Consider the following 22593-nt stretch of genomic DNA (forward strand, 5'->3'; position numbering starts at 1 on the left):
CGTGGACCCCCGCACACTCCTGCCGAGGGTGAAAGGGTATAAAACTGAACGCTCCGAGGGCGGACCACCCTCAACAGCCATGCAACAACTCGGTATAACACTTCCCCTGTAGCCGGGCACAGTGAGCCGAGGGGTACGCACTGCCGAGTAGCAGTCTATCGAGGCTGCACGCAGCTGCTCCTCAGCCGGCCTGCGCTATAGCGAGCCCACCCTTTCTCACGTGGTCATGTCTCAAGTTCGATCACAGACCACCACCTCCCGGCGGTAGCTCCATGTCGCATCCTGTGATGATCACTCCCGATCATTGTGCCGTGATACCGGCTCAGAGTCCCTAGGGAAAGTCCCTAGTCTGCTGCCGCAGGTGGCTAGGGTTCCGGTGGAGGTGTCAGAGTGGTCCTCTCGTTGCCCGCTGCGTCGGCCCGCGACGAGAGGGTGGCGTCATTTATGTTCGTGTGACAGGGCTGTGTGTGGGGGAGATCTGTCCTCGAGCCTGGCTCTCTGTTGTGCTGCAGTGATTGCCCCGCAATCAACCATCACAGCCCGTGCTCATCAGGGCCGGCCGCTAAGCTCACCCCGCGCCAGTGCTCGTACACATGGGAGAAGCCAGTGCCTCAAAAACCCGGCCTCACGCGAGACCTCGCCGCCGAAAGAGCGGCACGGAAGGCAGCCACTCAGAAAGCCCGCCTGGTGCCGCAAGGCTTGCCGACGGTGAGGCCCGATCAGCTGATGCCTAGTCCCGAGAACGGCCGCAGGGAGCTTTTGAAGATCGATGAGCTCGCCGCGACACTGCGTTCTGACGGAATGAACACCGCGATGACGGTGATCCCCCCAGATGTTTTCGTTGAAATCTATCCTCAGCACAAGGAGCTCGTGGAGGCCCAAGTAGCTCGGGGCATCCTCTTCGTAGTGCACCATGGTCATCGCCGACTGGCTGCGGCCTTGGCCGCGGGCCTCCACGAGGTGCCTATCCTCGTCCGTCGTGAGATCCCGAGCCTTCGTATCGCGGCTATCCAAGAGAATCTGCAGCGCATGAGCCTCAATCCTATTGAGGAGGCTCATGAGTTCCAGGAGGCGCTGGATGAGGCCCCGGCTACAGGTAAGCAGCTGTCCCAGCGGGAGCTCGCCCGTCGTGTTGGCTGTTCACAGACCTATGTGTCGCACCGGATGTCCTTGCTCCGGCTTGTCCCCGCGCTCCAACAGGCCGTCATCGATCACTGGTTGAAGGAACAACAACTCCTGGACCTTGAGGAGGGGACAGACGACGGTCACTGTCGTCAGCTACTGCCGGTCAGAGAAGCTGCGACGGTTTACGCCCGTCTGCGCCCAGAGCTGCAGGAGGCGTACGTGCGTGGTGAGTTGACGGCTGCCGCCGCTCTCTTGGTCAGCAAGCTCCCTGCAGATCAACAAAGGCTATCGGTCAGCTCCATCCCAGCTGACGGGCAGACAGACGCAGCTTTGGACCCCCCCTCAAGCGGGTTGTTGCCTGAGCCACGTGAAGGAGAAGGGACCAGCCCCGTCCGGGCTCCAGATCTGCCCCCGAACCGGCGGGGGGCAGCTGTGGCACCAACGGCCCCTCACCATTCCACAGTCGTTCCGGAGGATCCGCGAGGGGTAATCGTGGTCCGCAGTGTAGAAGCCCTTGCTCACAGCATCCGCGACCTTCTGGATGAGGCCGAGATCAGTGAGTTGAGGTTGCTGCTCTCCTCATGAACGGTCTGAGCCGCTAGTGGCAGCGTTAGCCGCCCGGCGGTGTGGCTAGTCTTGAGGCCCATCCCAGCTGTAAGTTGCTTGCGCTACGGTGCCACGGGGACGTCGTCAGATCTGATGCTGAGGCCGGTGCCCCGCCCTGGGCAGTGATTGCGGCGCAATCGTTCGTGGAGGCTTGCACTCGTGACTATGTCCCGCAACCGAACTGCCCAGAAGAAGAGTCCAGCGACTCGTCGCCATGCTCGTGTACTCGCTCTGACAAATCAGAGTGGGGGTGCCGGTAAGACAACCTCCGCGGTCAATATCGCTGCTTGTGCGGCGGACTTCGGCTACTCGACTCTCGTCATCGATGCTGACGCACAGTGCGATGCTTCGGCAGCTCTGGGCTATGACAATCCGGACGACATCCCTAATCAGGCGAACTTCTACGATGTGCTCACTGGAGCAGCCAAGCTCGACGAGGCTGTGGTTCCAGCTCAGGCGGGGCCATTCGATGAGGACACCACGAAGCCAATCCCTAACTTGTTCGTCGTACTCGGTTCCAGCTCTCTCGAAGAGGCTGAGCAGTTGCTGGCCCCCAAGACAGGACGCGAGTTCTGGCTCAAGAGGCACATCGACAGCATTCGTGACACCTATGACCTCATCCTGATCGACTGCCCTGGCAACCTTGGTCTGATCGTGGTGAATGCCATCGTTGCATGCGACGACGTCGTAGCCTGTGTGAAGCCTGGTTGGAAGGAACTCCGTGCTCTCACCCGTATGGAAGCAAAGGTGGACGAGATCAGCGCAACCTTCTCGGCCATGGGGGCGGTCGCAGAGCTGTCGCACATCCTTATTGTCGACTGCCCGACCAGCCGTAACCAGGGCGCCGTGTATGACGACAGCCAACAGCAGGCCAAGGAGACGTACGAGGAACTCGTCCTCCCAACTGTGCGACGAAGCCCACGCATTCCAGAAGCCTACGCGGCGCAGCGCGTGCTGCGGCTGTATGACCCTGTCACGGAGAACCCGATGAAGCTCACTGAGAAGACAGCCAGCTCGGCCACTGATGACTACTACCTCGTGACCCAGGCCCTGGGATTCCCACGGTGTTGAGGTGATTGTGGCGCAATCAGCAAGAAGCGCCCTGTTGATCAGAAGCCTGGTCGTACGAGAGCCGCTTTGCCGTAGCGGACGTTGTGGTGGCTAGGACAGGCGGCAGATCGGACAGAGGCCACCGGACGCTGCTGTCTTGCAGCCAGAGACCAGTCAGATACCCACTGGACGAGTGTCGAACGTTGCTGCCTCCGGCCCTGTGCCCAGGGCTCGCACAGCCAGCCGGAATGCTCGACGCTGCCCTGAAGTGAGGCCAGAGAGGAAGTCTTCCTCCACCTGCAGGATGGCAGCGAAGGCCCGCGTGTGCACGTCCCGTCCCGCCGGCGTGGCTGCAACGATGCGCACCCTACGATCGTCAGGGTCAGGCGTACGCGTAACGAACCCTGCCTGCTCGAGTTCATCCAGTACGGTCACTAGTACGCTTTTGTCCATCGCCGCGGCTCGACCGATCGCCAGTTGGCTCCGAGCGGGGCCATCCACAAGTTGTGACAGTACAACGTACCCGCGCACTGTGAGCCCCAGTGGGCGCATGGCGGCGATCTCGGCGGCTCCCAGTCCTCGGGCAAGCCGAACGAGCCCCCAATGAAGATCATCTTCGAGCTCGCGGCGGCGAGCTGGGGGAGAACTGGCGGCTCGCGAAGCAGATGCGCTGTCCGACATGGTGGCACCGTAGACGGGAGTGACTACTCATGCCAAGCGCGGTCGAGGAGCCGCTGTGTTGGTGGTGTCAGGATGCGCTTCCCACAGCTGGACGGCGATGCTCCCCGGTTGCCAGTGCCTATCCGTCTCCCTGAGCTTCAGGAAGACGTACTCGTTTTTCATGGGCGGATCCCGCCCCCGACTGGTGGCGTTTCCTGCTTCTAGCTTCACCGCCCGCGGATTTCCGGAGCAAACGATGAGGCGATCCCGCCAAGAAGCCCCCTCAGGCCAGAGCGGTGGATCTCACTCGACACATACACTGCATCGCTCTTACGTTCGTCATTGAAACTGTCTAGTATGGTGCCGCCACGCCGACGTCTGTCCCCACTCGGGCCGGCCCCCGCGCCCTCCGGGGCGCCGACAGCCGCGTGTCCTTCTTCCCTCTCTGAGACGCCGACCTCTGCCAAGGCGGAGTTCCGCCTGCTTGCCAGCAGCCTGCCTGCGGTAGGCGCAACCGTGAGGCCCACGTGAAAGGGGTGCTGTATGAAGCTGGTCAACTATGGAATATCCGGGGCTGAACAGCCCGGGATTCTATCCCGCAATGATACCGTCATTCCACTGATTCCTATACTGGAAGAGTATGGGATCACGTATTGTGATATGCCCCAGCTGCTGGCCTGGTTGCCCCACGCACAGGAACTGCTGGAAGAGGCGATGCGCGGTGCCTGGAAGGGGGTTGCAGTGCCAGATATCCGCCTGGGACCACCTGTCCCGCGACCGGGATTGATCCTTGCAGCAGGTGGCAACTATGCGGCCCACACGGCCGAAGTGGCCCCGGGGCAGGAGCAGAACATTCCGAGCTCTCCTGTATTTTTCGCGAAAGCTCCTACCGCTATCAGCGGGCCGTATGACTCAGTCGTCCGCCCTCCCGAAACTGCAGCACTTGATTATGAATGTGAGTTGGCGGTTGTCATAGGCCGCGGCGGGCATCGAATACCTCGAGCTGAAGCCTTGTCGCATGTCGCTGGCTACATGATTGCCAATGATGTGACTGCACGGGATGTTTTCATAGGGGAAAGCAAAAGGAACCCGATCTTCCTGCAATCACTTAAGGGCAAGGGCTTTCCAACGTTCTGCCCGACAGGCCCCTGGCTCCTTACCGCCGATGAAGTCCCGGATCCCCGCGGACTGCGCTTGCGCACCTGGGTGAATGACGAACTCCGACAGGACGCCGAAGTCGCGGATATGATTTTCGACATCCCGACCTTGATTTCGGAAGCCAGTACATGCTTCCGTCTCCGCCCCGGCGATGTCATCCTCACTGGTACTCCGGCAGGAGTCGGATTTGCAATGAACCCGCCCCGCTTGCTGGCTCCGGGAGACGTGATCGAGATGGAGATCACTGGCCTAGGGATCATGACTACCACGGTGGTGGACGAGTGAGCCTCTTGTCAGGCCCCGGGGCAAAGCCGCTCTGCGACCCGAGAATGCGTGCCGTCTGCCGAATTCGAAGGAAAGACAAAGCGTGACGGCAGCCGCTGCCTCTTTCGCTCAGCCTTTGGTCCCGAGGTCATAGCGAACCCTACTCTGCTCGATATCTCCCTGATGTTCCTCTGCCCATTCCAGCAAGGTGGTGAGCGGCCCGCTGAGCGAATGCCCGGTCTTGGTCAGGGAGTAGGAGACGCGAGGCGGTGTGGATGGAATAACCGTCCGTTCAATGAGGCCGTCTCTTTCCAGGCCTCGGAGTGTAAGAGTGAGCATGCGCTGAGAGACCCCTTCCATACGGCGATGCAGCTCGGAGTAGCGAAGGTCACCCTCTTGCAGAAGCACAATCGCCAGGATGCTCCACTTTTCCCCCACCCGGGCGAGGATTTCTCTCACCTGACAGCGATCAGAAACTTCGTGACCGGGGGCGCGCACACCGGTGTGCGTTGCAGACTTAAAAGTGCCGTCTTCCATGCTGCTCATATCATCTCCATGATTAAGAGAGGTCAATCATCAGTCCCGCGGCTGCACTGTCCATCGTCAGCACATTAGGTGGATCCCAACCAAGGAAGCTCCATGTACATCCTGACTCTCGTCCTCTCAGCCCTGCTGGCACTTGCCTTCTTGGCCATCGGAGGGCCCAAGGCGCTGAAGACTCAGTGGGCGACGGACCGCACAGTCGAGATGGGTCTGGGGCTGCCGTTGATGCAGATATCCGGGGTGCTGGAGGTGACGGCTGCTCTGGGCCTCATCGTGGGGCTGTGGTGGCGCCCAGTGGGGGTTGCCGCAAGTGCAGGCCTGACGCTCCTCATGCTGGCCGCCCTGCTCTTTCATGCCAGACGAGGTGACGCGCCCAAGTCGATGGTGCCCGCCGCCGTCCTGGCCGTCCTGGCCGGCGGAGCCACCGTGGCTGCGACGCTCTCCATCTGATGATCGATTTTTCGAGAGATCTTCTTATTTAAGACTATCTCGGATTGTAGTCCGCGACTGACGTGTTTCGGAAGGGGTGCGAGTGCATGAGGAGCAGATGGGGCGCAGCCGGGCACCAGGCGGCTGTCGGCGTAACCTTCGACAACCTGGGGGAGGCGGCCGAGCTGGAACTCGGCCTCTGGCCGAAGGGGAAGCCCGTCGGCAGTCACCACAGTGTGACCCGCGAGCTCCCGGAGCTGTTGAAATTGCTCGAGGCGCATGATCTGAAGACCACGTTCTTCGTTGAGGGCTGGAACGCGGACAACTATCCGGAAGCTGTCAAGACCATCGCCGCTGCAGGCCACGAGGTCGGCTGTCACGGGTACCGGCACGAGCTCTGGCACACCCTTGCACCTGAGCGTGAGCGTGAGGCGCTGAGCCAGGCCATTGCCGCTATGGACGGTATCGGCATTCAGATGTCCGGCATCCGACCGCCCGGCGGTCTTCTGAACGCTCAGACGTCGACGCTCATGCGTCGGCACAACCTTCGTTACGTGTCCACTGCGGGTGGCTGCGCTTCGGTGCAGGATGGGATCGCCCGCCTGCCGTTTGAGTGGCACACCATTGACGGGGCGTACCACTTGCCACAGTTCGCGCATACGCGCCGTCCTCCTGGAACCGGATCCCTGTCACCCGAGGAAATGCTCATTGCTTTCCGAGGGGTGGTCGAGGAGACCATCAGGGATGGCGGCTATGTGGCCTTCGTCTTCCATATCATGTGGCTTGACCTGCCGGAACGACGGGCCGCACTCGCGCAGCTGATAGACGAACTGCGAAGCGACGCCCGGATCTGGCTGGCCCCGTGCAGGGACATCTCCGACTGGATGCTCGCTCACGCCGACCAGTTTCCACCGCCACCTGGCGATGAATCGACCAGCTCCTCTCCGCTGAGCAACGTGGCATCCGCTCAAGTGCCGCCCGGTACACAGAGCGCCTGACGAGGCATGCACCGACGCACCGACACCTGCGCCGGTTTGGCCACACCGAGAGGGTGGTCCATGCCGTCTCCCGAGCCGGACTGGCCACCGGTCTGCTCGGACGGGGTGCCGAGATACATGAAGACCGATCCTTCGGATGATGCACTATGAAGACCAATCATCTCTTCGCTCCACGCAAGGGCGTCTGCGTCGTATCAGTCGGCGGAGGCACGTCCTGCGCCGCGCCCAAGACACGACCACCGGCGCCCGGAACCGCGCACCGGCGCACATGGGCTTACGCACTGCAGCACCGGCCTCAAGCCGCAGGCCAAGCGAGGCTGCATACCAGAGGCGTACTGGCGGACTGGAAAGTGGACGCGGCTCTGGTCGACCAGGCGGAGCTCGTGGTCTCGGAACTCGTGACCAACGCGGTGCAGCACGCGCTGCCACCAGTGAGCCTGCACCTAGTTCATTATCGAGAGGCCAGAACACTGAGGGTTGAGGTGCACGACGGGGGGCCGGCTTTCGATGCACCGGCTGGGGACGAACCGACTGGTGACGACGACACAGACGAGCACGGTCGAGGCACCGGCATCATCGTCGCTCTCGCCTCGGCCAATGGAGTCACAACATCTGCCGGCCACGTAGCGCACTGGGCCGAGTTGAGTACCAGTCCGTAATTCCGGGACTGTCGAATGAGGGTACGACGGTTACGTCGTCCGGCAGCTGGCAGGGCTCTGTGTGCGCGGCCTACGGGGCTCGTAGCCCGGCCACGCCGTCAGGAGAGACCTCTTCCGTCCCTGCTGACGGCTCGGACGATCAAGTCCAGACGCTGCCGCAATTGGCCGGGCAGGTCGAAGTCGGATGACAGCAACCACTGGAACTTCAGTCCGTCGGCGGTGGCTGTGATGTCCCGAGCGAGTGCATCCACATCCGTTTCGGGGTGAACCGAGCCATCATCGACTGAGGCACGGATCGCAGCGGCGTTGTGACTCAAGATCAAACGGTAGCGGTTTCTGAAGTATTCATGGGCAGGATGATCGGCCGCCGTTGCCTCTGAGGCGATGACCACGAAAAGGCGGGCCAGCCCAGGGCTATCAGTGTCAGCGGCCACGGCGTCGACGATGTCCAGAGCCAGTCGTCGAAGACCGAGCTCAGCGGAGCCGAAACGGCCCGCCTGGCGAAGGTCACTGGTTCGGAGAACCGCCAGGAGCAGGGACTCCTTGGTCTTGAAGTGATGCAGCAAAGCCGCCTGGGAAGTACCGGCCTCGGTGGCGATGCGGCTGAGGGAAGTCGAGTGATAGCCGTGCTCCGAGAAGAGCCGTGTTGCGCAGTCGATGATGCAGCTGCGCCGACCATCTGCCGCCCGATAGGTGCCTGTCCGGCGCCTGCGGCGGGGGCTGCTGCCGGTACTGGAAGTCGGATCACTCACAGCTGCAGCCTATGTGATGACTGGGGCGACCCCCTCATGCAAAATCCGAGTGTTACTCTGATTTTATGACCGCCAGCGGGATCTCGTCCTACCGGCGGCCGGGCTCTGCTGCCCGTGACAAGCCGATGTCGCCGTTCTCTCTCCACCTCGGCGCCCAAGGGAGCACGCCATGCCCGACTACGGTCACGATCTCTTGTTCGGATCATTCGTCACGCCCACAGCCACCGACGTCAGCCATGCGCTGAACCTGGCAGTAGCCTCCGAGGCGGCAGGGCTGGATCTGGTGACGTTCCAGGATCATCCCTACCAGCCGCAGTTCCTGGACACCTGGACGCTGATCGCCTTTGCCGCTGCTCGTACCCGCCGCATCACCCTCGCTCCGAACGTGCTGAACACGCCGCTACGCCCTGCCCCGGTTACCGCCAGGGCGGCCGCCTCACTGGCGCTGTTGTCTGAAGGCAGACTTGCCATGGGTCTGGGAGCCGGCGCCTCGCCGAACGGCATCCTGTCCATGGGTGGCCCGAAGCTGACCCCGGCGCAGAAGGTCAAGGCTCTTCAGGAGACCATCACCATCCTTCGTGGCCTATGGGCCGACGATGATGAGCCCTTGACCCTGCACGGGGCCCACCACCGGGTGCTGGAAGCGCGTCCTGGGCCCGGCGCGAAGCACGACATCCCCATCTGGCTCGGCGCCTATAAGCCGCGCATGCTGAGCCTCACGGGGAGCCATGCGGACGGCTGGCTGCCGTCGGCAGGCTTCCTTCCACCATCCGAGATGAGACCCTCACACGAGATCATCGACGCGGCCGCCGCGGCCGCCGACCGTCCTCCACAGGCCATCCGGCGGCTCCTCAACGTTCGCGTCGGCCGCTTTCCCGGTGCCTTGGTCGGTGCCCCGGGACACTGGGCTCATCAGTTGCTCCCCTTGGTCATGGAGCACGGGTTCAGCGCCTTCATCCTGGCCAGCGACAACCCTGATGAGCTGAAAGCTTTCGCCCAGGAGACCGCCCCGGCCCTCCGAGAGGCAGTCGCGGCAGAACGGTCTGAGGGCTACGTGGCCGCGGCTGGCGGCTCCCTGGCAGCGAACGCGGGACTAGCTACACGAGTGAAGGCCGGCAACAAGGCGGCCTGGCAGGACAAAATGAACACGGGGGAGCGAGGCATGCTGCCGGAGCAGCTGTCCGCCATCGCTGTATGGCCTGATGACCGGCACTATGAGGCTGTTCGGCATACATATGCCTACCGGGGTTCACCGAACGTCGTCCTACGTGCCCGGGACGAGCGGGACGTGGCGCAGGCTGTCGCCTACGCCCGTGCCCAGTCCCTTCCACTGGCTGTGAGGAGCGGGGGACACGGAATCAGCGGGAAGTCCACCAACAACGCAGGAGTTGTGGTGGACCTCGGGGGGATGAAGCGCATCTCGCTGCTCGACCGAGAAGCGCAGCTGGTTCGGGTCGAGCCTGGCGCGCGCTGGGGAGACGTGGCCCGGCAACTCGCCCCTTACGGACTCGCGATCAGCTCCGGCGACACAGGTGACGTCGGCGTCGGTGGCCTCGCCACGGCAGGCGGCATCGGATTCCTCGCCCGACTGCACGGCCTGACGATCGATCACCTACAGGCCGCTGAATTGATACTCGCGGACGGCACCTTCGTCCGTACAGACGCCGAAAACCATCCAGACCTCTTCTGGGCCGTCCGCGGGGCTGGAGCGAACATGGGAGTCGTCACAGCATTCGAATTCCGAGCACAGACCATCGGGCCGATCATCGCGACCGAGGCGGCGCACGATGCTTCCGACACGGCGGGCTTCGTCACCCAGTGGGGCGCCGCGCTGGAGCAGGCGCCGCGAGAACTCACCAGCTTCCTCACCTTGATGCCGACCCGAGGTGGTGTCATGGCCCGTTCACTGAGCGTGTACGCCGATGACAACGTGGAGGCAAGTGAGGCCGTACTCGCCCCCCTCCTGCAGGCAGGCCCCCTACTCGGTAAAAGGTCTCATAGGATTGCCTACGCCGACCTCATTCCGACCAGCGGTCACGCGCACTCAGGTGGTCACCCTCTCAGCGAAGTCCGTTCCGGCCTCTTGGAGCACCTCACAGAGAGCTTCGCACGGGACTTCGGTGCCGCTCTTGCGTCCGGGGACATCCCCATGGCTCAATTCCGCGCAGTCGGCGGGGCAGTGAACGACACCGCGTCCGACGCCACTGCCTACGCCCATCGCAGCCAGAACTTTTCCCTCCTGGCCGGTTCTCCCCGGAGCAGGCGAAGGCGTCTCGACCAGCACTGGAGCCGTCTGCAACCCCACTTGACGGGGCTCTACATCAGCTTCGAGACACGTCTTGGGGAGCAACAGCTGCAGAATGCCTTCCCAGGCAGCACTCTCGAGAAGCTGCGTCGTATCAAAGCGGAATACGACCCCCAGAATGTCTTCAACACGAACTTCCCTATCCCACCCATATGACGCCCTGTGGAAGAGCCATACATGCGTTGAGGCGTGGGGTAGATCGAGATCGTCTTGATCGAAATAATCAATAATGATAACTGACCGGGCAGGGATCTGACGTGCATCCATCCAGAGGCCAGTGGCTTCTCACTTCGGCATTCGAAGCTGACCCCCATCAAGTCCTCGGGGAACTGAGGGAATCGTCTGCCATAGTGCCCGTAGTCTTTCCCGGAGGCGTCGAAGTCTGGCTCGTGACTCGGTACGCGGAAGTCAAGTCCGTTCTGTACGACACACGGTTCAGTAAGAACGCCCACTGGTGGCAGGCGCTACGCGACGGCCAGGTACCGATCACCGGTGACACCCTCATGGCTACGAGCGACTCGATGATCACCGCAGACCCTCCAGAGCACACCCGCTTGCGGCAGGCCGTGGAATACGCCTTCTCTACCCAGACCTTCGACAAGCTCCACCGCCGAGTCGGGCGGAGTGCCGACGACCTGATCGACCGATTCGCAGTCGATGGCTCAGCGGATCTTCTCACCCAGTACGCCAGGCCTTTGGCGTCGTCCGTGCTGGACGAACTGTTCGGTGTCCCGTATGAAGAGCGTGATGCTCTTCATGGGTGGGCGCTGACTCTGACAGACAGCTCAGCCGAGAGTCTGGCCACCTCCGGGGCAGCGTTCAAGGCCCTGCACGCCTACATGAAGCAACTGGCCTCGGACAAGGCCACCTGCCCGGGCTCAGATCTAGTGAGCGGCCTCGCACTGGCGCCGCCACATCACCGCCTTGATCTCGACGAGCAGGCCAACGTGCTGGCACTGGTGCACACCGCAGGTTACGAAACCATGGTGAACCTCGTCGCTCAGTGTCTGGCCACATTGCTGTCCCATCCCGACCAGCGCAGACTCTATGATCTGCGGCCGTGGCTCGCGGATGCGATCGTAGAGGAGACTCTCCGGTTCGACGGGCCGGTCTTCACCTCGAGTTGGCGCTTCGCGCGGGAGGATGTCGATATAGCGGGCGTGCGCGTGCGCGCCGGCGACGCGGTGATCTGCGGACTCGCAGCTGCCAACCGCGACCCACGGCACTTCCCGTCGCCCGACCGGTTCAACATCGCACATCCGGCACGCTGGCACCTGGCGTTCGGTCATGGGGTGCATCAGTGTTTCGGAGCACCACTGGCCCGCCTCACTGCCGAAGCGGCGCTCGACCGCTTTTTTCGACGTCTGCCGGACGTGCAGTTGGCTGTTCAGCCAGATGCGGTGAGATACCGACCCAGTGCCACCTTCCGTTCTCCGGAGCGCGTTCTGGTGACCTTTACGCCAGAGGAGCCCTGACAAGCCCTCCGCGCCCGCATGTGTTGCCTGCCCCCCAAGCGGCTGTCGTCCGCATCCCCTGATCCACAGGTGTCCTTTCCATCTTCCGCCTGTCCTGAGCGGGAGCCCTCTACGGGATGGCAGAGGGCTCTCTCCCCCAGGACTGGTCCAGCGGCTGAGGTCACACTCCGCAACCACCGCACGTACTGCCGCCCAACTGTGCCTCAGTTCCCATCTGGGATCTCTGCCGAGCTGCGAAGGGCAGCCTCGATCTCAAGGAAAATCTGGACTGACTCACTGACCACCACACCGCCTCCTGGTACGGGGCCATTGAAGTTGACGTTGAAATCCATCCGGTTGATCTCTCCGGTGGCCGTGAAACCGACCCGAGCGCCCTTGAGCGGGTCAGGGGCGAACGGATCAGGCCCGAATCCGTTGATCTCCAGCTTGAGCGGAACCACACGAGTGATGCCCTTCAACGTCAGCTCACCGTCAAGTATGAAGTCTGCGCCCGCGGTACGGATAGCCGTCGAGCGGTACGTCATCGTCGGATGCTCATCGACGCCCAGAAAGTCACCCGACCTGACATGAGCGTCCCGCTGCTCGTTGCCAGTGCTGATGGAACCGAGGTCAATGGTGGCAGTCACCCTGGACTTCAGTGGGTCGGGGTCAGTTATGACCTCGCCCTCGAACGAGGTGAATTGTCCTCTCACCTTGCTGATCATCAGGTGGCGGACCATGAATCCGACCTCAGAGTGCACCCGGTCAATCACCCAAGTCCCTGCCACGTAGCCAGGGATTTCGACGAGCCCAGCAGTCATACTGTCTCCTACGGTTCCGTGAGGTAAGCAGGTTCCTCGTGCAGAGCTGATCGCAGTCAGGACCCGGTCTCATCCTGCGAGATGCTCCTGATAGGACACAAGAAGGCACTTTTCTCTACCTAGGTGACACGGAGAGAACCATGGCGAGTACCCCACTCGAACCGATCCAAGAAGACTGCCGCGCCCGTGCTGTTCTCGACCGCATCGGAGACAAATGGTCGCTTTATGCGATCTCTCAACTCGGACTCTCGACGAAGCGTTTCACCGAACTCAAGCGTGACGTTGACGGCATCAGTCAGCGCATGCTGACTGTCACGCTCCGCGGTCTTGAGCGTGACGGCATTGTTTGCCGAGTCATGTACCCCGTTATCCCCCCACGTGTCGAGTACTCCTTGACACCGCTTGGGCTTACGCTCCTGGAAGCCGTCGGGGCCCTCATGGACTGGGCGAAGTCTCACCTTGACGACATCGATACTGCCCGGTCGGCGTACGACGCGCGCATCGACGAAACCGCCCGACGGGCAGCCGATACGTTCGTTCGGTCATGAAAGCCTGACGCGGCGGCCGGCAGCTGACCTCCGGAGGGGGCCGCTGCCGCGCCGTCGGCAGGTTTGGCTGAGTTCGTCCTGCCCGGTGTGACGCGTCTTGCCGCCGCCAAGGGGAAGGTGATCCGACGGCGAAGATGCCGCCGGTTGGGAAAGAGACCTGGGCTTGGGAATAGTTCAGCGCAGGGAGCGGCTGATCCGCGCGGTGAGTTCGAGAACCTCGCGGCCCAACACATCCTGATCGTGCCCCCCATCGGCAGGCACGATGAGTCCCGCGCTGGCGTCCGCCCACCCGTTGATGAGCACCGGCGCAGCGACTCCCGTGAAACTTGGCACCAGCTCACTGGTGGTGACGACGTACCCTCGTTCCCGGCCGAGTGCCACCTCACGCCGCTCGCCCGGGACGGACCCGCGCCCAGCCAGGATGGCCAGTCCCGACGCTCCGACATGCAGTGGATGGCGAGTACCCGGCCGGACACCGACCCGATACGCCGCTTGCCTGGGCTCGATTGACGCTACAGCCACAACGTCGTCTTGATCGGCCACATGCAGAACGGCGGTCAGGCCTGAGCGCTCCGCCACTTCGGACATCAGTGGAGTTGCCGCGAGCAACAGGTCGTTGGACACGTCCCGCGCGAGCGACAGCAGCGTCGTGCCGAGCGTGTAACCGCCATCCCTGTGGCGGCGCACATAGCCACGGTTGAGCAGCGTGGCGAGCAACCGGGCTGCGATCGACCGGTGGACTTCCAGTGCAGCAGCCACCTCCGTGACCGACAGCCCGTCACCGGCCTCGGCCAGGATCTCCAGCACGCGCAGCCCCCGGTCCAGGGTCTGGGCGATCTCCACGGGTTTCGCCTTGCCGCCGGCTGCCACCCTGACGACCTCCTTCGCTCGCTCGGTCTCGATTATCGCACTCAAGCATCGAAAAACGAACCCAGCCCTTGACATCACGCAGCTGAGGACGAGCATTATCTATATTAGAAGACTGTCACCGATTATCGGTGACAAGAGAGCGATGGTTTCCATGTCCGGTCAATCAGCCGACAGCCCTGTGATCGTGGTGGGCGCAGGCCCCGTGGGTATGGCCACGGGGCTCTTGCTGGCGAAACAAGGTGTCCCCAGTGTGATCTTGGAACGCCGCACCACACCCAGTTGCGACCAGTCCCGCGCCGTCACAGTCCAACGCGACATCCTCGCCCTATACGACCGACTTGGTTTCGTCGACGAGGTGCTGGCCGAAGGGGCCGGCTGGTCGGTGGGCCGTACTTTCGTCGGTGATCGCGAACTGATGCAGCTGCAGTTCCCCACGCACGGCCAGGAGGTGTATCCCGCCTTCGTGAACTTCCCGCAGTTCCGCACCGAGCAGATCCTGCACTCGGCCGCCGAGGCAACCGGGCTTGTGCACTTCCGCCATGGGCATGTGTTCCAGGCACTCGAACAACGCCACGACCACGTCGAGTTGCGAGTCGCCACCCCGGACGGAACACAGCAGACCCATACGGCCCGCTATGTAGTGGCCGCTGATGGCCTGGGCAGTTGGGTCCGCAAGCAGCTCGGCATCGCCTTCCACGGCTGGCGTTCGAGCGGGCGCTTCCTCGTCTGCGATTTCGCCGCCGAACTGCCCTTCGCCCGCGAGCGACGCCTTTGGTTCGGTCCCTCCTTCTATGCGGGTGGGATTGTGCTGATGCACAGCATCGGTCACAACCTCTGGCGGATCGACTGGCAGATCGACCCAGGTGCCGAGGAATCTCAGTACCTCGACCCACAACGCCTCGGGCAGCTGCTGCATGACGCAGTGGGTGACCATGCGGTCCAGGTCCTGCGCGCCAACACATACACGTTTCAGCAGCGCCGTGCCGAGCGGTTCCGCAGCGGCAGGGTCTTCCTCGCTGGGGATGCTGCGCATGTCGTCTCTCCGTTCGGGGCCCGAGGCATGAACAGCGGTATGGAGGATGCCGAAAACCTCGCCTGGAAGCTGGCGTACGTGTTGTCCGGCCGAGCGGATGAGCGGCTTCTGGACAGCTACCACGAGGAACGTTCAGCGGCTGCGGCTCACCACGTTGCCGTCACGGGCGCCACGATGAACTTCATGACACCGCCCACTCGCGAAGGTCTGGCACGCAGGGACGCGATACTGCAAGCGGCGGCGACCGATCGCGCCTCCCTTGCCCGTGTGGACAGCGGCAAGCTCTATGAGCCTTTCCCGTACCACGACTCTCCCCTCACGGGCTGCCTGGACGCCGTTGGCGATCCCGTCTCGGGATCCGCCGTCGACGACGCGGTTGCCGTGGGAAATCTCGCCCCTGACGGCCACTGCCACACCGCGGAGGGCCCCACAACCCTGCGCCGGCTCCTGGGCGGGGAAGTCAGCGTGCTGGCAGTGCCGGCGGCCGGCAGCTCGTCGCAGCCACTCCTGCGCCGCCTCGCACGGGTAGCCGCCGTGCCACCGAACCGGATCTTCCTGCTGTCCACTGAAGAGCTCGAGGCCGATTCTGCCGGACCGCGCCTGATCACCGACGCCGGCGGCCTCCTGGTGGCAGCCTACGCCGGCGAGGCTGATCGGCTCTTCTTCGTGCGCCCGGACTGCTATCTGGGCGTCCGCACACCGGTCCCCGAAACGGCAGAGGCCACAGCACACCTCGCCGATCAGGCCCTGTCACTCCTGCTTGGCCGGCGCCCGGTGGTGGATGCACAAGCGACGCATGTACGCGAAGAACTAGGCGCAAGGAGCGAATCGTGAAGATCCTGGGAGAGCTGCAGGCCATCCCGATGGACCCCGGCACGACGGCCACCCGAATCGAGATTCACTCGGGACTGGCCAGACACTACCCCCGGCTTCACGGCAACCTGCTGAGGGCGCAGGACAGCAGCCGCGACCTGGGTCTGATTCTCATGCACCCGACCTCGAACTTCCTGACACACTTCCTGCTGGAGCCCTTGGCTGCCGCGGGCTTGCCGGTCCTGGGCTTGAACACCCGTTACGTCGGGAACGACGCAACCGTCATCATGGAGAACGTTCTCCTGGACATCGGCGCCGCAGTGCGCTGGATGCGGCACCAACTGGGATACCGCCAGGTTGCTCTTGTGGGCTTCTCCGGCGGCGGCCCGGCTGTCGCCTACTACCAGAGCCAAGCCGAGAACCCCACGGTGACCGAAACCCCGGCCGGGGGCCCTCCGGACCTGACACACGCCGGCCTGGAACCTGCCGACGCAGTGATGCTGGTCGCGGCACACGCCGGCCGCGGTCGGCTCCTGTCGACCTGGATCGATCCTTCTGTCACGGATGAGGCAAATCCGGATGACCGCGATCCCGGCCTGGACCTGTTCCGGCCCGACCGGACGCTGCCCCTCGACCGAGGGTGGGTCGCGGAGTATCGAGCAGCCCAGCGGGCGCGCATGGACAAGATCAGTGGCTGGGCGCAGGCCGAGTTGGCAAGGCTGGCCAGACTGGACATTGCTGACCGGGCATTCGTCGTGCACCGAACCGTTGCGGATCCCCGCTTCATCGACCTGACGCTTGACGCGAGCGACCGAGAACTCGGCAGCATGTACGGTGATCCACGTCTGGCCAACGAAGCGGGCGCCGGCCTCGGCCGCTACCACACACTGCGCAGCTGGTTGTCGTCATGGAGTCTGCAACACAGCCGGGCCGATGCCGTCGATCAGCTGCCGCACACGAGCGTGCCCATCCTGATACTGAGCCTGCTCGCTGACCAGGGCGCGATGCCGGACAACGCCCGGCTCATGCATGAAGCGATCGGTGGGCGGCGCTCGACACTTGTGGAGATGCCTGGCCTGAATCACTACATGGTCAATCAGGAGGGTGGACGCACAGAGGTCGCCCAACAGATGCGTGACTGGCTGACAGCGAATGGGCTGCTGCCGCACTCGGCGGGAGGCGGAACCTCGCGATGACCGAAGCCAACGCCCGGGCGGTGGTGGAGCGCTCCCGGGTACGAGTTGAGGCGCTGCCAGGCCGCACCAAAGCGGTGACGCTTCCGTTGCTGAGCGAGCCAGTGCTCATGGGTGTGCATGGACCTGTCGCAGCCCACTACAAAGTGCCGATGGACGAAGTCGAGCCGCGCACTACGACGCTGGACTATCTCGTGGGGGCCGCCGTCGGATGCCTGACAGGGACGTTCGCCGGGATGCTTGCCGCGCTCGGACAGCGCACAGCGGACGGGGCACTCGTGGCCGAAGGGGAGAGCACCATCGTCAGCGACGGGGGTGTACTGCGCATCGCGGCCATCGCTGTCCACTACGCCTTGCGTCTTGACGCAGCTGTGGACGAGCAGGCCGTCCGCCGGGCTCACGACCGGCATCTGAGGCACTGCCCCATCGCGCACTCCATCGGTGGGTGCATTGAGTTCACCAGCCATCTGAACATTGAACGAGGACAGTAAGTCGCTCGTGCCTGGTCAGCGGAGCCCCGCGGTCTTGTCCGGTGGCACGAGCGGACACCGCCGGGCGCCGACGCTGCCCAACGCTAGTACTGGCAGCGGTGCTTGTCGTGACTGCTGGTGGGTCGGTCGTTGGTGGGGTTGTGGGTGGGTCCTTGCTGGTGTCAGGTTGTGGGCGGGTGACCGGACGCTGTGTATGAGCGGTTCGTGCACCGTTTCAGCAGGTCGGAGCTGCGGGAGTCGGCACTGGCCTATATGCGAGGGCTGATCGCTCCACTGCAGCGGAAGAACGGCTGGACGCTGGCGGAGGAAGCCGGCCACGCAGGCCCGGACCGTATCCATCGGATGCTGAACCGGATCGAGTGGGACGCCGACGAGGTGCTCGACGACGTGCGCCGGTGCGTGGTCGACACCCTCGGCGACCTGGACGCCGTCCTGGTCGTGGACGACACGGGTTTTTTGAAGAAGGGGACGCGGTCGGCCGGGGTGCAGCGGCAGTACTCCGGCACCGCCGGACGCACGGAGATCTGTCAGATCGGCGTCTTCCTCGCCTATGCCACGAGCCGCGGGCGGACACTGATCGACCGGCGTCGGTATCTGCCCACCTCCTGGACGGATGACCGCGAAAGATGCCGCCGGGCCGGCATCGGCGACGAGGTCGTCTTCGAGACCAAGGTGGCCATGGCCAAGGCGATGGTCCGCCGCGCCATGCGGACAAGATCCCGTTTCGGTGGGTGACCGCGGATGCCGCCTACGGGTTCAGCGAAGGCTGGCGCTCCGAGCTGGAGCGGGCGGACGTCTTCCACGTCATGGCCACCACCCGGCACGACTCTGTGGTCACCCGCTGGGCGATCGACCATCCCGTCCACGCCTGCGGATCTACGACTGGGCACGTGTCGAGGTGCGGCCCTGGCACCGGCCGACCGCCGCCACTGGGTCATCGCCCGCCGCAGCGTGAGCCGACCCGGGGAGATCTCCTACTACATCGCCTACTGCCCCGCCCAGACAACGCGCCTGATATGCCTTGTCCGCCCAGCTTTGTCAGCCCAACCGGCTCGCTGCTACTGCAAGTTGGAAAGGGCTCAGTGCCGCCAGAACAGCACAACTGTCAGACGGTTACCGGCGTCCGCGCGGTCCGGACTGTCACCTGATCAGGCAGTAGTACTTGAAACAGCCGGGTTCGCTGCTGTTACCACTATCGCCACTGTCACTGCCGGGTGTTTCCCGGCGGAAGTGGTCTAGCAATTCCCTCAAAGGAGAAGACTTCCAGATCTGCGTCTTCCCAAAGGTGCGCCCTTCCTGGAGGGTCAGGCGGCTTCCGTTGGTTACTCCGCTGACTTCGAGGACGAGAGCGGGACGTGGATCCATGATGGCTCCGGCGTGCAGGGTTCCCACCACAAGCCGGCCTCCGTCGTCGAAGAGCATCTTGGTGCCCTTGTGATCGGTCTCGAAGGAGATTCCGTTGACCAGGAAATGGTGCCCTTTGAGGTCGTCGAAGTCGTACCAAATCTGGTTCGGCTGGTTTTCACCGTTGGGGTCGCAACCGTACTGCTGCACTGGCGCGCCCACACGTGGGTGCGCACCGCCGGCCTCCATGCAGAGCCCGTTGCTCGGGTTGACGATTTTGTAGCCTTGAATGGCAGTACTGGTTCCGTTGCCAAGTCCACGGAACTTAGTGGTGACGGGTTTCAGCTCCCAGTCCTGATTACCTCCTCCGTGTGCAGTCCAGAGGACCAGCTGTACACCCCAGGCGGCCACGCCGCCTGGGACGTCTATTACCATGTTCTGGGAAAGTCCTTTCATTCCACTTTGGATCGGATGGGCGGTGGCGGGGGACGCGGCGGCACTGCCCGTTTCCACCGTATACACGGCTCCCAGGGTGACGATGACGGCCGATGTCAGGCTCGTCAGGCGAATACCTCGCGCCGAACACCTTCGCCTCGTGTTGTCTTTTCTCTTCATTGTGCTTGAAATCGATTGAGACTGCAGATCTGGAAGCATGAAAATGCCTTTAGTGTCGGTGCTCACGCCATGCGGATCGAACTGCCGATGCATGCCGTTGGGTCAACTCAAATCCTAGGCAGTGGGGAGTTCCGAGTAACCGGGGTGAATTCCTAGTGCTTGCCAAGCCCGGCGCTACGCCAAGGAAACCGGTCTCTCATTGCACCCCGTTTGAGTATTCCGCCGGGCTTGCGTTGCAAATTACACCCTTTATTTCCCGGTCCGGGTGCTGGCACCCGGGGGCATGTCCAAGCGGGCGGTGAGTGGCATCAGCGCGTACGCGACCGCACGCGTCACCACGGGGCCGAAACGAGCGTCTTGGGCCTTCGGTGTAGGACCGCCGGGCGGTCCACGTGACTCAGGAGCTGACTCGAAGGCTGGGCTCACATGACCTGGTCAGACTGGTTGACGAGGTCGCGAAGCTGGCGGCGGCCTGTCAGGGAGAGTTTGGTGTAGATGTTGCCGAGGTGGTATTCGACTGTCTTGCTGCTGACATACAGCCGAGCGCCGATCTCCTTGTTCGTGAGGCCCTTGCCGATGAGGTGCGCAATGTCGTGCTCGCGGCCGGTGAGGCGCTCCATGACGCTGACATCGGACCTGCGGGTGATGCATCTTGGTCGGTCGGAGGTGAGCCGAGGTCTTTCCGGCCTCGGCGGCCGGAGTTGGTCGAACAGGCGGGTGGCCACGGTTGGGGCCAGCACTGTCTCATCGCGAGCGGCGGAGCGTACGGCCGCGACGAGTTCACCTCGAGGCATGTCCTTCAGCAGGTAGCCAGCTGCGCCGGCTTCCACTGCGCGCAGGATGTCGCGCTCGGTCTCATACGTGGTTAGGACGATGATCCGGGCGGTCAGATTCGCGCGGGTCATTCGCTTGATCGAGTCGACACCGTCGCCGCCCGGCATGGAAAGGTCCATCAGCACGACGTCGGGGCTGAGGTCGGCGCAGAGCGCCTCGGCCTGCGGTCCGTTCGAGGCCTGGGCGACCACTGTCAGGTCCGGCTCGGCGCTCAACATTGCGCATAGCCCTTCCCGCACCACGGGGTGGTCGTCGGCCAGGATGATGCGGATCACGTCGGGAACTCCCTCGTTACCATTCGTCGGATGGATTCCGGGCCCTTTCCGGGAGCTTCGGCATGGGCAACACGATGGGCGACGTCAGTGCCCGCTCCCGGGGCGCTGCGTATCCGGATTGTGCCGCCCACCTTCGAGACCCGGGCCCGCATCCCGGCGAGGCCGTATCCACTCGTGGCGGTCGCCGGCTCGAAGCCGCACCCGTCGTCGCTGATCGTCGCGCGCAGCACCGTGTCACTAGAGGTCACGACGAGGCCCGCGGACTATCAACGCGAGCCGGTCGGCGAGGGCTTCCGCCTCACCCAGGTAGTGCGTGGTGAGCAATACCGTCGCGCCGTCGTCGATGACCAGTCGCCGGACGAGATCCCAGAGGATGACGGCGAGCTGCCGGGTCAAAGCCGGTCGTCGGCTCGTCCAGGATCAGGAGTTCCGGCTGCCCTATCACGCCCAGGGCCACGTCGACGCGCCGCCGCTGGCCCCCGGAGAGCGTCTTGATGCGGCTTGCCGCCTTCTCCCTCAGCCCCACCAGTTCGATCACCTCCTCAGGGGACCGCGGGCTTGGGTAGTAGCGGGCGAAGTGGTGCACGGCTTCGTGTACCGTCAAGTCGCCAGGCGCCGACTGGTCCTGCCATACGATGCCGACCCGGGCACGCTCCTCCCGGCCTGCGGTCGCTGGATCCCAGCCCAGGATTGAGACGTCGCCCCCGTCTCGGGTGCGATTGCCCTGAAGAATCTCCACCGTTGTGCTCTTGCCCGCGCCGTTGGGGCCGAGCGAGCCAAAGATTTCACCGCGCCGCACGGTCAGGTCGATTCCCTTGACGGCGCTCACAGCGCCGTAGCTTTTCTGCAGCCCAGGCACGTGCACCGCCACTTCGCTGGGCTCGGCGACATCTGTGTGTCGTGTCATGTCAGGCAGTCTCTGCTCTGGGCTGGTGCGCGCGGGACCACAGGTCGGTCACTGTTGTGTCCATCGAACGATGGACACTTCTTTCGGCCTCTGCTTGAGAATCCGAAGGCGATGCGAGCGAGCAGGAGGGCCACTGCTGCCGTGCTTTGAGTTGGCACGCGTACCTGTCGTCCGCCTCTACGGTCGGCCTCATGCAGGACGCCGCACGGATCGAGCGTATGGACTCAGATGCGGTGATAGTCCGGCTGAGGCGCGGCGGACGGCCGCGTTCGGGGTGACAAACCGAACCCGAGAATGCGCCGGGCTTGATGCCAACTTGACCGTCGCCTCTGAAATGCACCCAGCTCAGACAGCCTTTACAGCAGCGAACCACGCTGACATGCTCACGCCCCATACAGTCGTGGGACGGTCCGCGGCACTCCTCTCCTGCAGGGGGCAACGGATGCTGGACCAGTCCGCCTCACGAGCTGGTGCGTGCTTGTGTTGGAGACATAGGGTTTGAGCTGGGGGTTTGTGTCAGCCGGTGGTGTTGCGGTCGGAGACGAGGTTGGCGATGGCCCGGTAGGTGGCGGGCAAGGTATCCCGTCGGTGGGTCCAGCGAAGTAGTTGTTTCCAGCGTTTGTGGTCGGCGAGGACGTGTTCGACGGTGATGCGCTTGAAGAGCGTTTTATCCCGGCGAGGTTGTTTGGTTCGAGGTTCAGGTATCGCGCCAGTTCGCTGGCACCGCCGGTTCCTGCATGGACCTTGGCATGCACGACGAATGCCTACGCCTGCAGCGCCGCTCGACATGGCAGGACCGTTGCGACCCCAACGGCTTCCTTCTCGATCACAGTGCTGTGTCGGTTG

At 63.5% G+C, this 22593-nt stretch carries 21 protein-coding genes and 3 pseudogenes; 14 read left to right on the forward strand and 10 right to left on the reverse strand.

Annotation, left to right across the window (positions count from 1 at the left end; translation table 11 throughout):
• The 3 genes from ACIGAQ_RS37740 to ACIGAQ_RS37750 all read left to right on the forward strand — a co-directional run.
• Nucleotides 1-112 (forward strand): DUF6009 family protein (locus ACIGAQ_RS37740; protein WP_399791460.1); only part of this gene is annotated, 112 nt, incomplete at its 5' end.
• Nucleotides 113-726: 614 nt separating this feature from the next.
• Nucleotides 727-1710 (forward strand): ParB/RepB/Spo0J family partition protein, encoded by a 984-nt coding sequence (locus ACIGAQ_RS37745; protein ID WP_399791403.1) that lies wholly within the window; start codon nt 727-729, stop codon nt 1708-1710.
• 186 nt (nt 1711-1896) lie between these two features.
• Nucleotides 1897-2802 (forward strand): ParA family protein, encoded by a 906-nt coding sequence (locus tag ACIGAQ_RS37750; RefSeq protein ID WP_399791406.1) that lies wholly within the window; start codon nt 1897-1899, stop codon nt 2800-2802.
• Between the two features lie 153 nt (nt 2803-2955).
• Here ACIGAQ_RS37750 and ACIGAQ_RS37755 read toward each other — a convergent pair whose 3' ends face one another.
• A complete protein-coding gene (locus ACIGAQ_RS37755; RefSeq protein ID WP_399791409.1) occupies nt 2956-3462 on the reverse strand; it encodes a MarR family winged helix-turn-helix transcriptional regulator in 507 nt (168 codons plus the stop codon).
• Nucleotides 3463-3984: 522 nt separating this feature from the next.
• On the opposite strand from ACIGAQ_RS37755, the gene ACIGAQ_RS37760 reads away from it, so the two are divergent.
• Entirely contained in the window at nt 3985-4884 is a 900-nt protein-coding gene (locus tag ACIGAQ_RS37760; protein ID WP_399791412.1) for a fumarylacetoacetate hydrolase family protein, read from the forward strand.
• 108 nt (nt 4885-4992) lie between these two features.
• Here the strand turns inward: ACIGAQ_RS37760 and ACIGAQ_RS37765 are convergent, their stop codons facing one another.
• On the reverse strand, nt 4993-5409 hold the full coding sequence (locus ACIGAQ_RS37765) for a winged helix-turn-helix transcriptional regulator (protein ID WP_399791415.1): 417 nt from the start codon (nt 5407-5409) through the stop codon (nt 4993-4995).
• 93 nt (nt 5410-5502) lie between these two features.
• Between ACIGAQ_RS37765 and ACIGAQ_RS37770 the strand changes: the two genes are divergently transcribed.
• The 3 genes from ACIGAQ_RS37770 to ACIGAQ_RS37780 all read left to right on the forward strand — a co-directional run bounded on the left by ACIGAQ_RS37770 (nt 5503) and on the right by ACIGAQ_RS37780 (nt 7492).
• Complete coding sequence (locus ACIGAQ_RS37770) at nt 5503-5856, forward strand: DoxX family protein (RefSeq protein ID WP_399791418.1); 354 nt, start codon at nt 5503-5505, stop codon at nt 5854-5856.
• Nucleotides 5857-5942: 86 nt separating this feature from the next.
• Nucleotides 5943-6833, forward strand: coding sequence for a polysaccharide deacetylase family protein (locus ACIGAQ_RS37775; protein WP_399791421.1), 891 nt, complete (start codon nt 5943-5945; stop codon nt 6831-6833).
• A 146-nt stretch (nt 6834-6979) separates the two neighbouring features.
• Nucleotides 6980-7492, forward strand: coding sequence for an ATP-binding protein (locus ACIGAQ_RS37780; RefSeq protein WP_399791425.1), 513 nt, complete (start codon nt 6980-6982; stop codon nt 7490-7492).
• Between the two features lie 98 nt (nt 7493-7590).
• Here ACIGAQ_RS37780 and ACIGAQ_RS37785 read toward each other — a convergent pair whose 3' ends face one another.
• Complete coding sequence (locus ACIGAQ_RS37785) at nt 7591-8244, reverse strand: TetR/AcrR family transcriptional regulator (protein ID WP_399791428.1); 654 nt, start codon at nt 8242-8244, stop codon at nt 7591-7593.
• 169 nt (nt 8245-8413) lie between these two features.
• On the opposite strand from ACIGAQ_RS37785, the gene ACIGAQ_RS37790 reads away from it, so the two are divergent.
• Nucleotides 8414-10705: an LLM class flavin-dependent oxidoreductase gene (locus ACIGAQ_RS37790; RefSeq protein ID WP_399791431.1), complete on the forward strand. Its 2292-nt coding sequence runs from the start codon at nt 8414-8416 to the stop codon at nt 10703-10705.
• Nucleotides 10706-11070: 365 nt separating this feature from the next.
• Nucleotides 11071-12024 carry a cytochrome P450 gene (locus ACIGAQ_RS37795; protein ID WP_399791434.1) on the forward strand — a complete coding sequence of 318 codons (954 nt, stop codon included), beginning with the start codon at nt 11071-11073 and terminating at the stop codon, nt 12022-12024.
• Between the two features lie 203 nt (nt 12025-12227).
• On the opposite strand, the gene ACIGAQ_RS37800 is transcribed toward ACIGAQ_RS37795, so the two are convergent.
• Nucleotides 12228-12824 (reverse strand): YceI family protein, encoded by a 597-nt coding sequence (locus tag ACIGAQ_RS37800; RefSeq protein WP_399791437.1) that lies wholly within the window; start codon nt 12822-12824, stop codon nt 12228-12230.
• Between the two features lie 140 nt (nt 12825-12964).
• Here ACIGAQ_RS37800 and ACIGAQ_RS37805 point away from each other — a divergent pair, with 140 nt between their 5' ends.
• Complete coding sequence (locus ACIGAQ_RS37805; RefSeq protein WP_399791440.1) at nt 12965-13372, forward strand: winged helix-turn-helix transcriptional regulator; 408 nt, start codon at nt 12965-12967, stop codon at nt 13370-13372.
• Nucleotides 13373-13546: 174 nt separating this feature from the next.
• On the opposite strand, the gene ACIGAQ_RS37810 is transcribed toward ACIGAQ_RS37805, so the two are convergent.
• Nucleotides 13547-14215: an IclR family transcriptional regulator gene (locus tag ACIGAQ_RS37810; protein ID WP_399791443.1), complete on the reverse strand. Its 669-nt coding sequence runs from the start codon at nt 14213-14215 to the stop codon at nt 13547-13549.
• Nucleotides 14216-14393: 178 nt separating this feature from the next.
• Between ACIGAQ_RS37810 and ACIGAQ_RS37815 the strand changes: the two genes are divergently transcribed.
• From ACIGAQ_RS37815 to ACIGAQ_RS37830, 4 genes and pseudogenes are all read left to right on the forward strand, one after another.
• On the forward strand, nt 14394-16109 hold the full coding sequence (locus ACIGAQ_RS37815; RefSeq protein WP_399791463.1) for an FAD-dependent monooxygenase: 1716 nt from the start codon (nt 14394-14396) through the stop codon (nt 16107-16109).
• A complete protein-coding gene (locus tag ACIGAQ_RS37820) occupies nt 16106-17284 on the forward strand; it encodes a hypothetical protein (RefSeq protein ID WP_399791446.1) in 1179 nt (392 codons plus the stop codon). The genes ACIGAQ_RS37815 and ACIGAQ_RS37820 overlap by 4 nt, the downstream gene beginning before the upstream one ends.
• On the forward strand, nt 17281-17772 hold the full coding sequence (locus ACIGAQ_RS37825) for an OsmC family protein (protein ID WP_399791448.1): 492 nt from the start codon (nt 17281-17283) through the stop codon (nt 17770-17772). The genes ACIGAQ_RS37820 and ACIGAQ_RS37825 overlap by 4 nt, the downstream gene beginning before the upstream one ends.
• Before the next feature lie 166 nt (nt 17773-17938).
• A pseudogene (locus ACIGAQ_RS37830) lies at nt 17939-18891 on the forward strand (IS701 family transposase); the annotation flags it as partial.
• Nucleotides 18892-18912: 21 nt separating this feature from the next.
• On the opposite strand, the gene ACIGAQ_RS37835 reads toward ACIGAQ_RS37830, so the two are convergent.
• The 5 genes and pseudogenes from ACIGAQ_RS37835 to ACIGAQ_RS37855 all read right to left on the reverse strand — a co-directional run.
• A complete protein-coding gene (locus ACIGAQ_RS37835) occupies nt 18913-19797 on the reverse strand; it encodes an RICIN domain-containing protein (protein ID WP_399791451.1) in 885 nt (294 codons plus the stop codon).
• A 356-nt stretch (nt 19798-20153) separates the two neighbouring features.
• Entirely contained in the window at nt 20154-20840 is a 687-nt protein-coding gene (locus tag ACIGAQ_RS37840; RefSeq protein WP_399791454.1) for a response regulator, read from the reverse strand.
• Nucleotides 20837-21088, reverse strand: a complete 252-nt coding sequence (locus ACIGAQ_RS37845; RefSeq protein ID WP_399791457.1) for an ATP-binding protein — start codon at nt 21086-21088, stop codon at nt 20837-20839. Before ACIGAQ_RS37845 ends, ACIGAQ_RS37840 begins: the two co-directional genes overlap by 4 nt.
• A 7-nt stretch (nt 21089-21095) precedes the next feature.
• Nucleotides 21096-21747 (reverse strand): annotated as a pseudogene (locus ACIGAQ_RS37850) (ABC transporter ATP-binding protein); the annotation flags it as partial.
• A 516-nt stretch (nt 21748-22263) separates the two neighbouring features.
• Nucleotides 22264-22404 (reverse strand): annotated as a pseudogene (locus ACIGAQ_RS37855) (IS5/IS1182 family transposase); the annotation flags it as partial.
• Nucleotides 22405-22593 lie beyond the last annotated feature (189 nt).

This window comes from Streptomyces sp. NPDC085932, from assembly GCF_044540525.1.
GTDB lineage: Bacteria > Actinomycetota > Actinomycetes > Streptomycetales > Streptomycetaceae > Streptomyces > Streptomyces levis.

Coding starts and splice junctions, on each gene's coding strand:
- ACIGAQ_RS37745 (WP_399791403.1), top strand. CDS start 727: ATGCCTAGTCCCGAGAACGGCCGCAGGGAGCTTTTGAAGATCGATGAG.
- ACIGAQ_RS37750 (WP_399791406.1), top strand. CDS start 1,897: ATGTCCCGCAACCGAACTGCCCAGAAGAAGAGTCCAGCGACTCGTCGC.
- ACIGAQ_RS37755 (WP_399791409.1), bottom strand. CDS start 3,462: ATGTCGGACAGCGCATCTGCTTCGCGAGCCGCCAGTTCTCCCCCAGCT.
- ACIGAQ_RS37760 (WP_399791412.1), top strand. CDS start 3,985: ATGAAGCTGGTCAACTATGGAATATCCGGGGCTGAACAGCCCGGGATT.
- ACIGAQ_RS37765 (WP_399791415.1), bottom strand. CDS start 5,409: ATGAGCAGCATGGAAGACGGCACTTTTAAGTCTGCAACGCACACCGGT.
- ACIGAQ_RS37770 (WP_399791418.1), top strand. CDS start 5,503: ATGTACATCCTGACTCTCGTCCTCTCAGCCCTGCTGGCACTTGCCTTC.
- ACIGAQ_RS37775 (WP_399791421.1), top strand. CDS start 5,943: ATGAGGAGCAGATGGGGCGCAGCCGGGCACCAGGCGGCTGTCGGCGTA.
- ACIGAQ_RS37780 (WP_399791425.1), top strand. CDS start 6,980: ATGAAGACCAATCATCTCTTCGCTCCACGCAAGGGCGTCTGCGTCGTA.
- ACIGAQ_RS37790 (WP_399791431.1), top strand. CDS start 8,414: ATGCCCGACTACGGTCACGATCTCTTGTTCGGATCATTCGTCACGCCC.
- ACIGAQ_RS37795 (WP_399791434.1), top strand. CDS start 11,071: ATGATCACCGCAGACCCTCCAGAGCACACCCGCTTGCGGCAGGCCGTG.
- ACIGAQ_RS37800 (WP_399791437.1), bottom strand. CDS start 12,824: ATGACTGCTGGGCTCGTCGAAATCCCTGGCTACGTGGCAGGGACTTGG.
- ACIGAQ_RS37805 (WP_399791440.1), top strand. CDS start 12,965: ATGGCGAGTACCCCACTCGAACCGATCCAAGAAGACTGCCGCGCCCGT.
- ACIGAQ_RS37815 (WP_399791463.1), top strand. CDS start 14,394: ATGTCCGGTCAATCAGCCGACAGCCCTGTGATCGTGGTGGGCGCAGGC.
- ACIGAQ_RS37825 (WP_399791448.1), top strand. CDS start 17,281: ATGACCGAAGCCAACGCCCGGGCGGTGGTGGAGCGCTCCCGGGTACGA.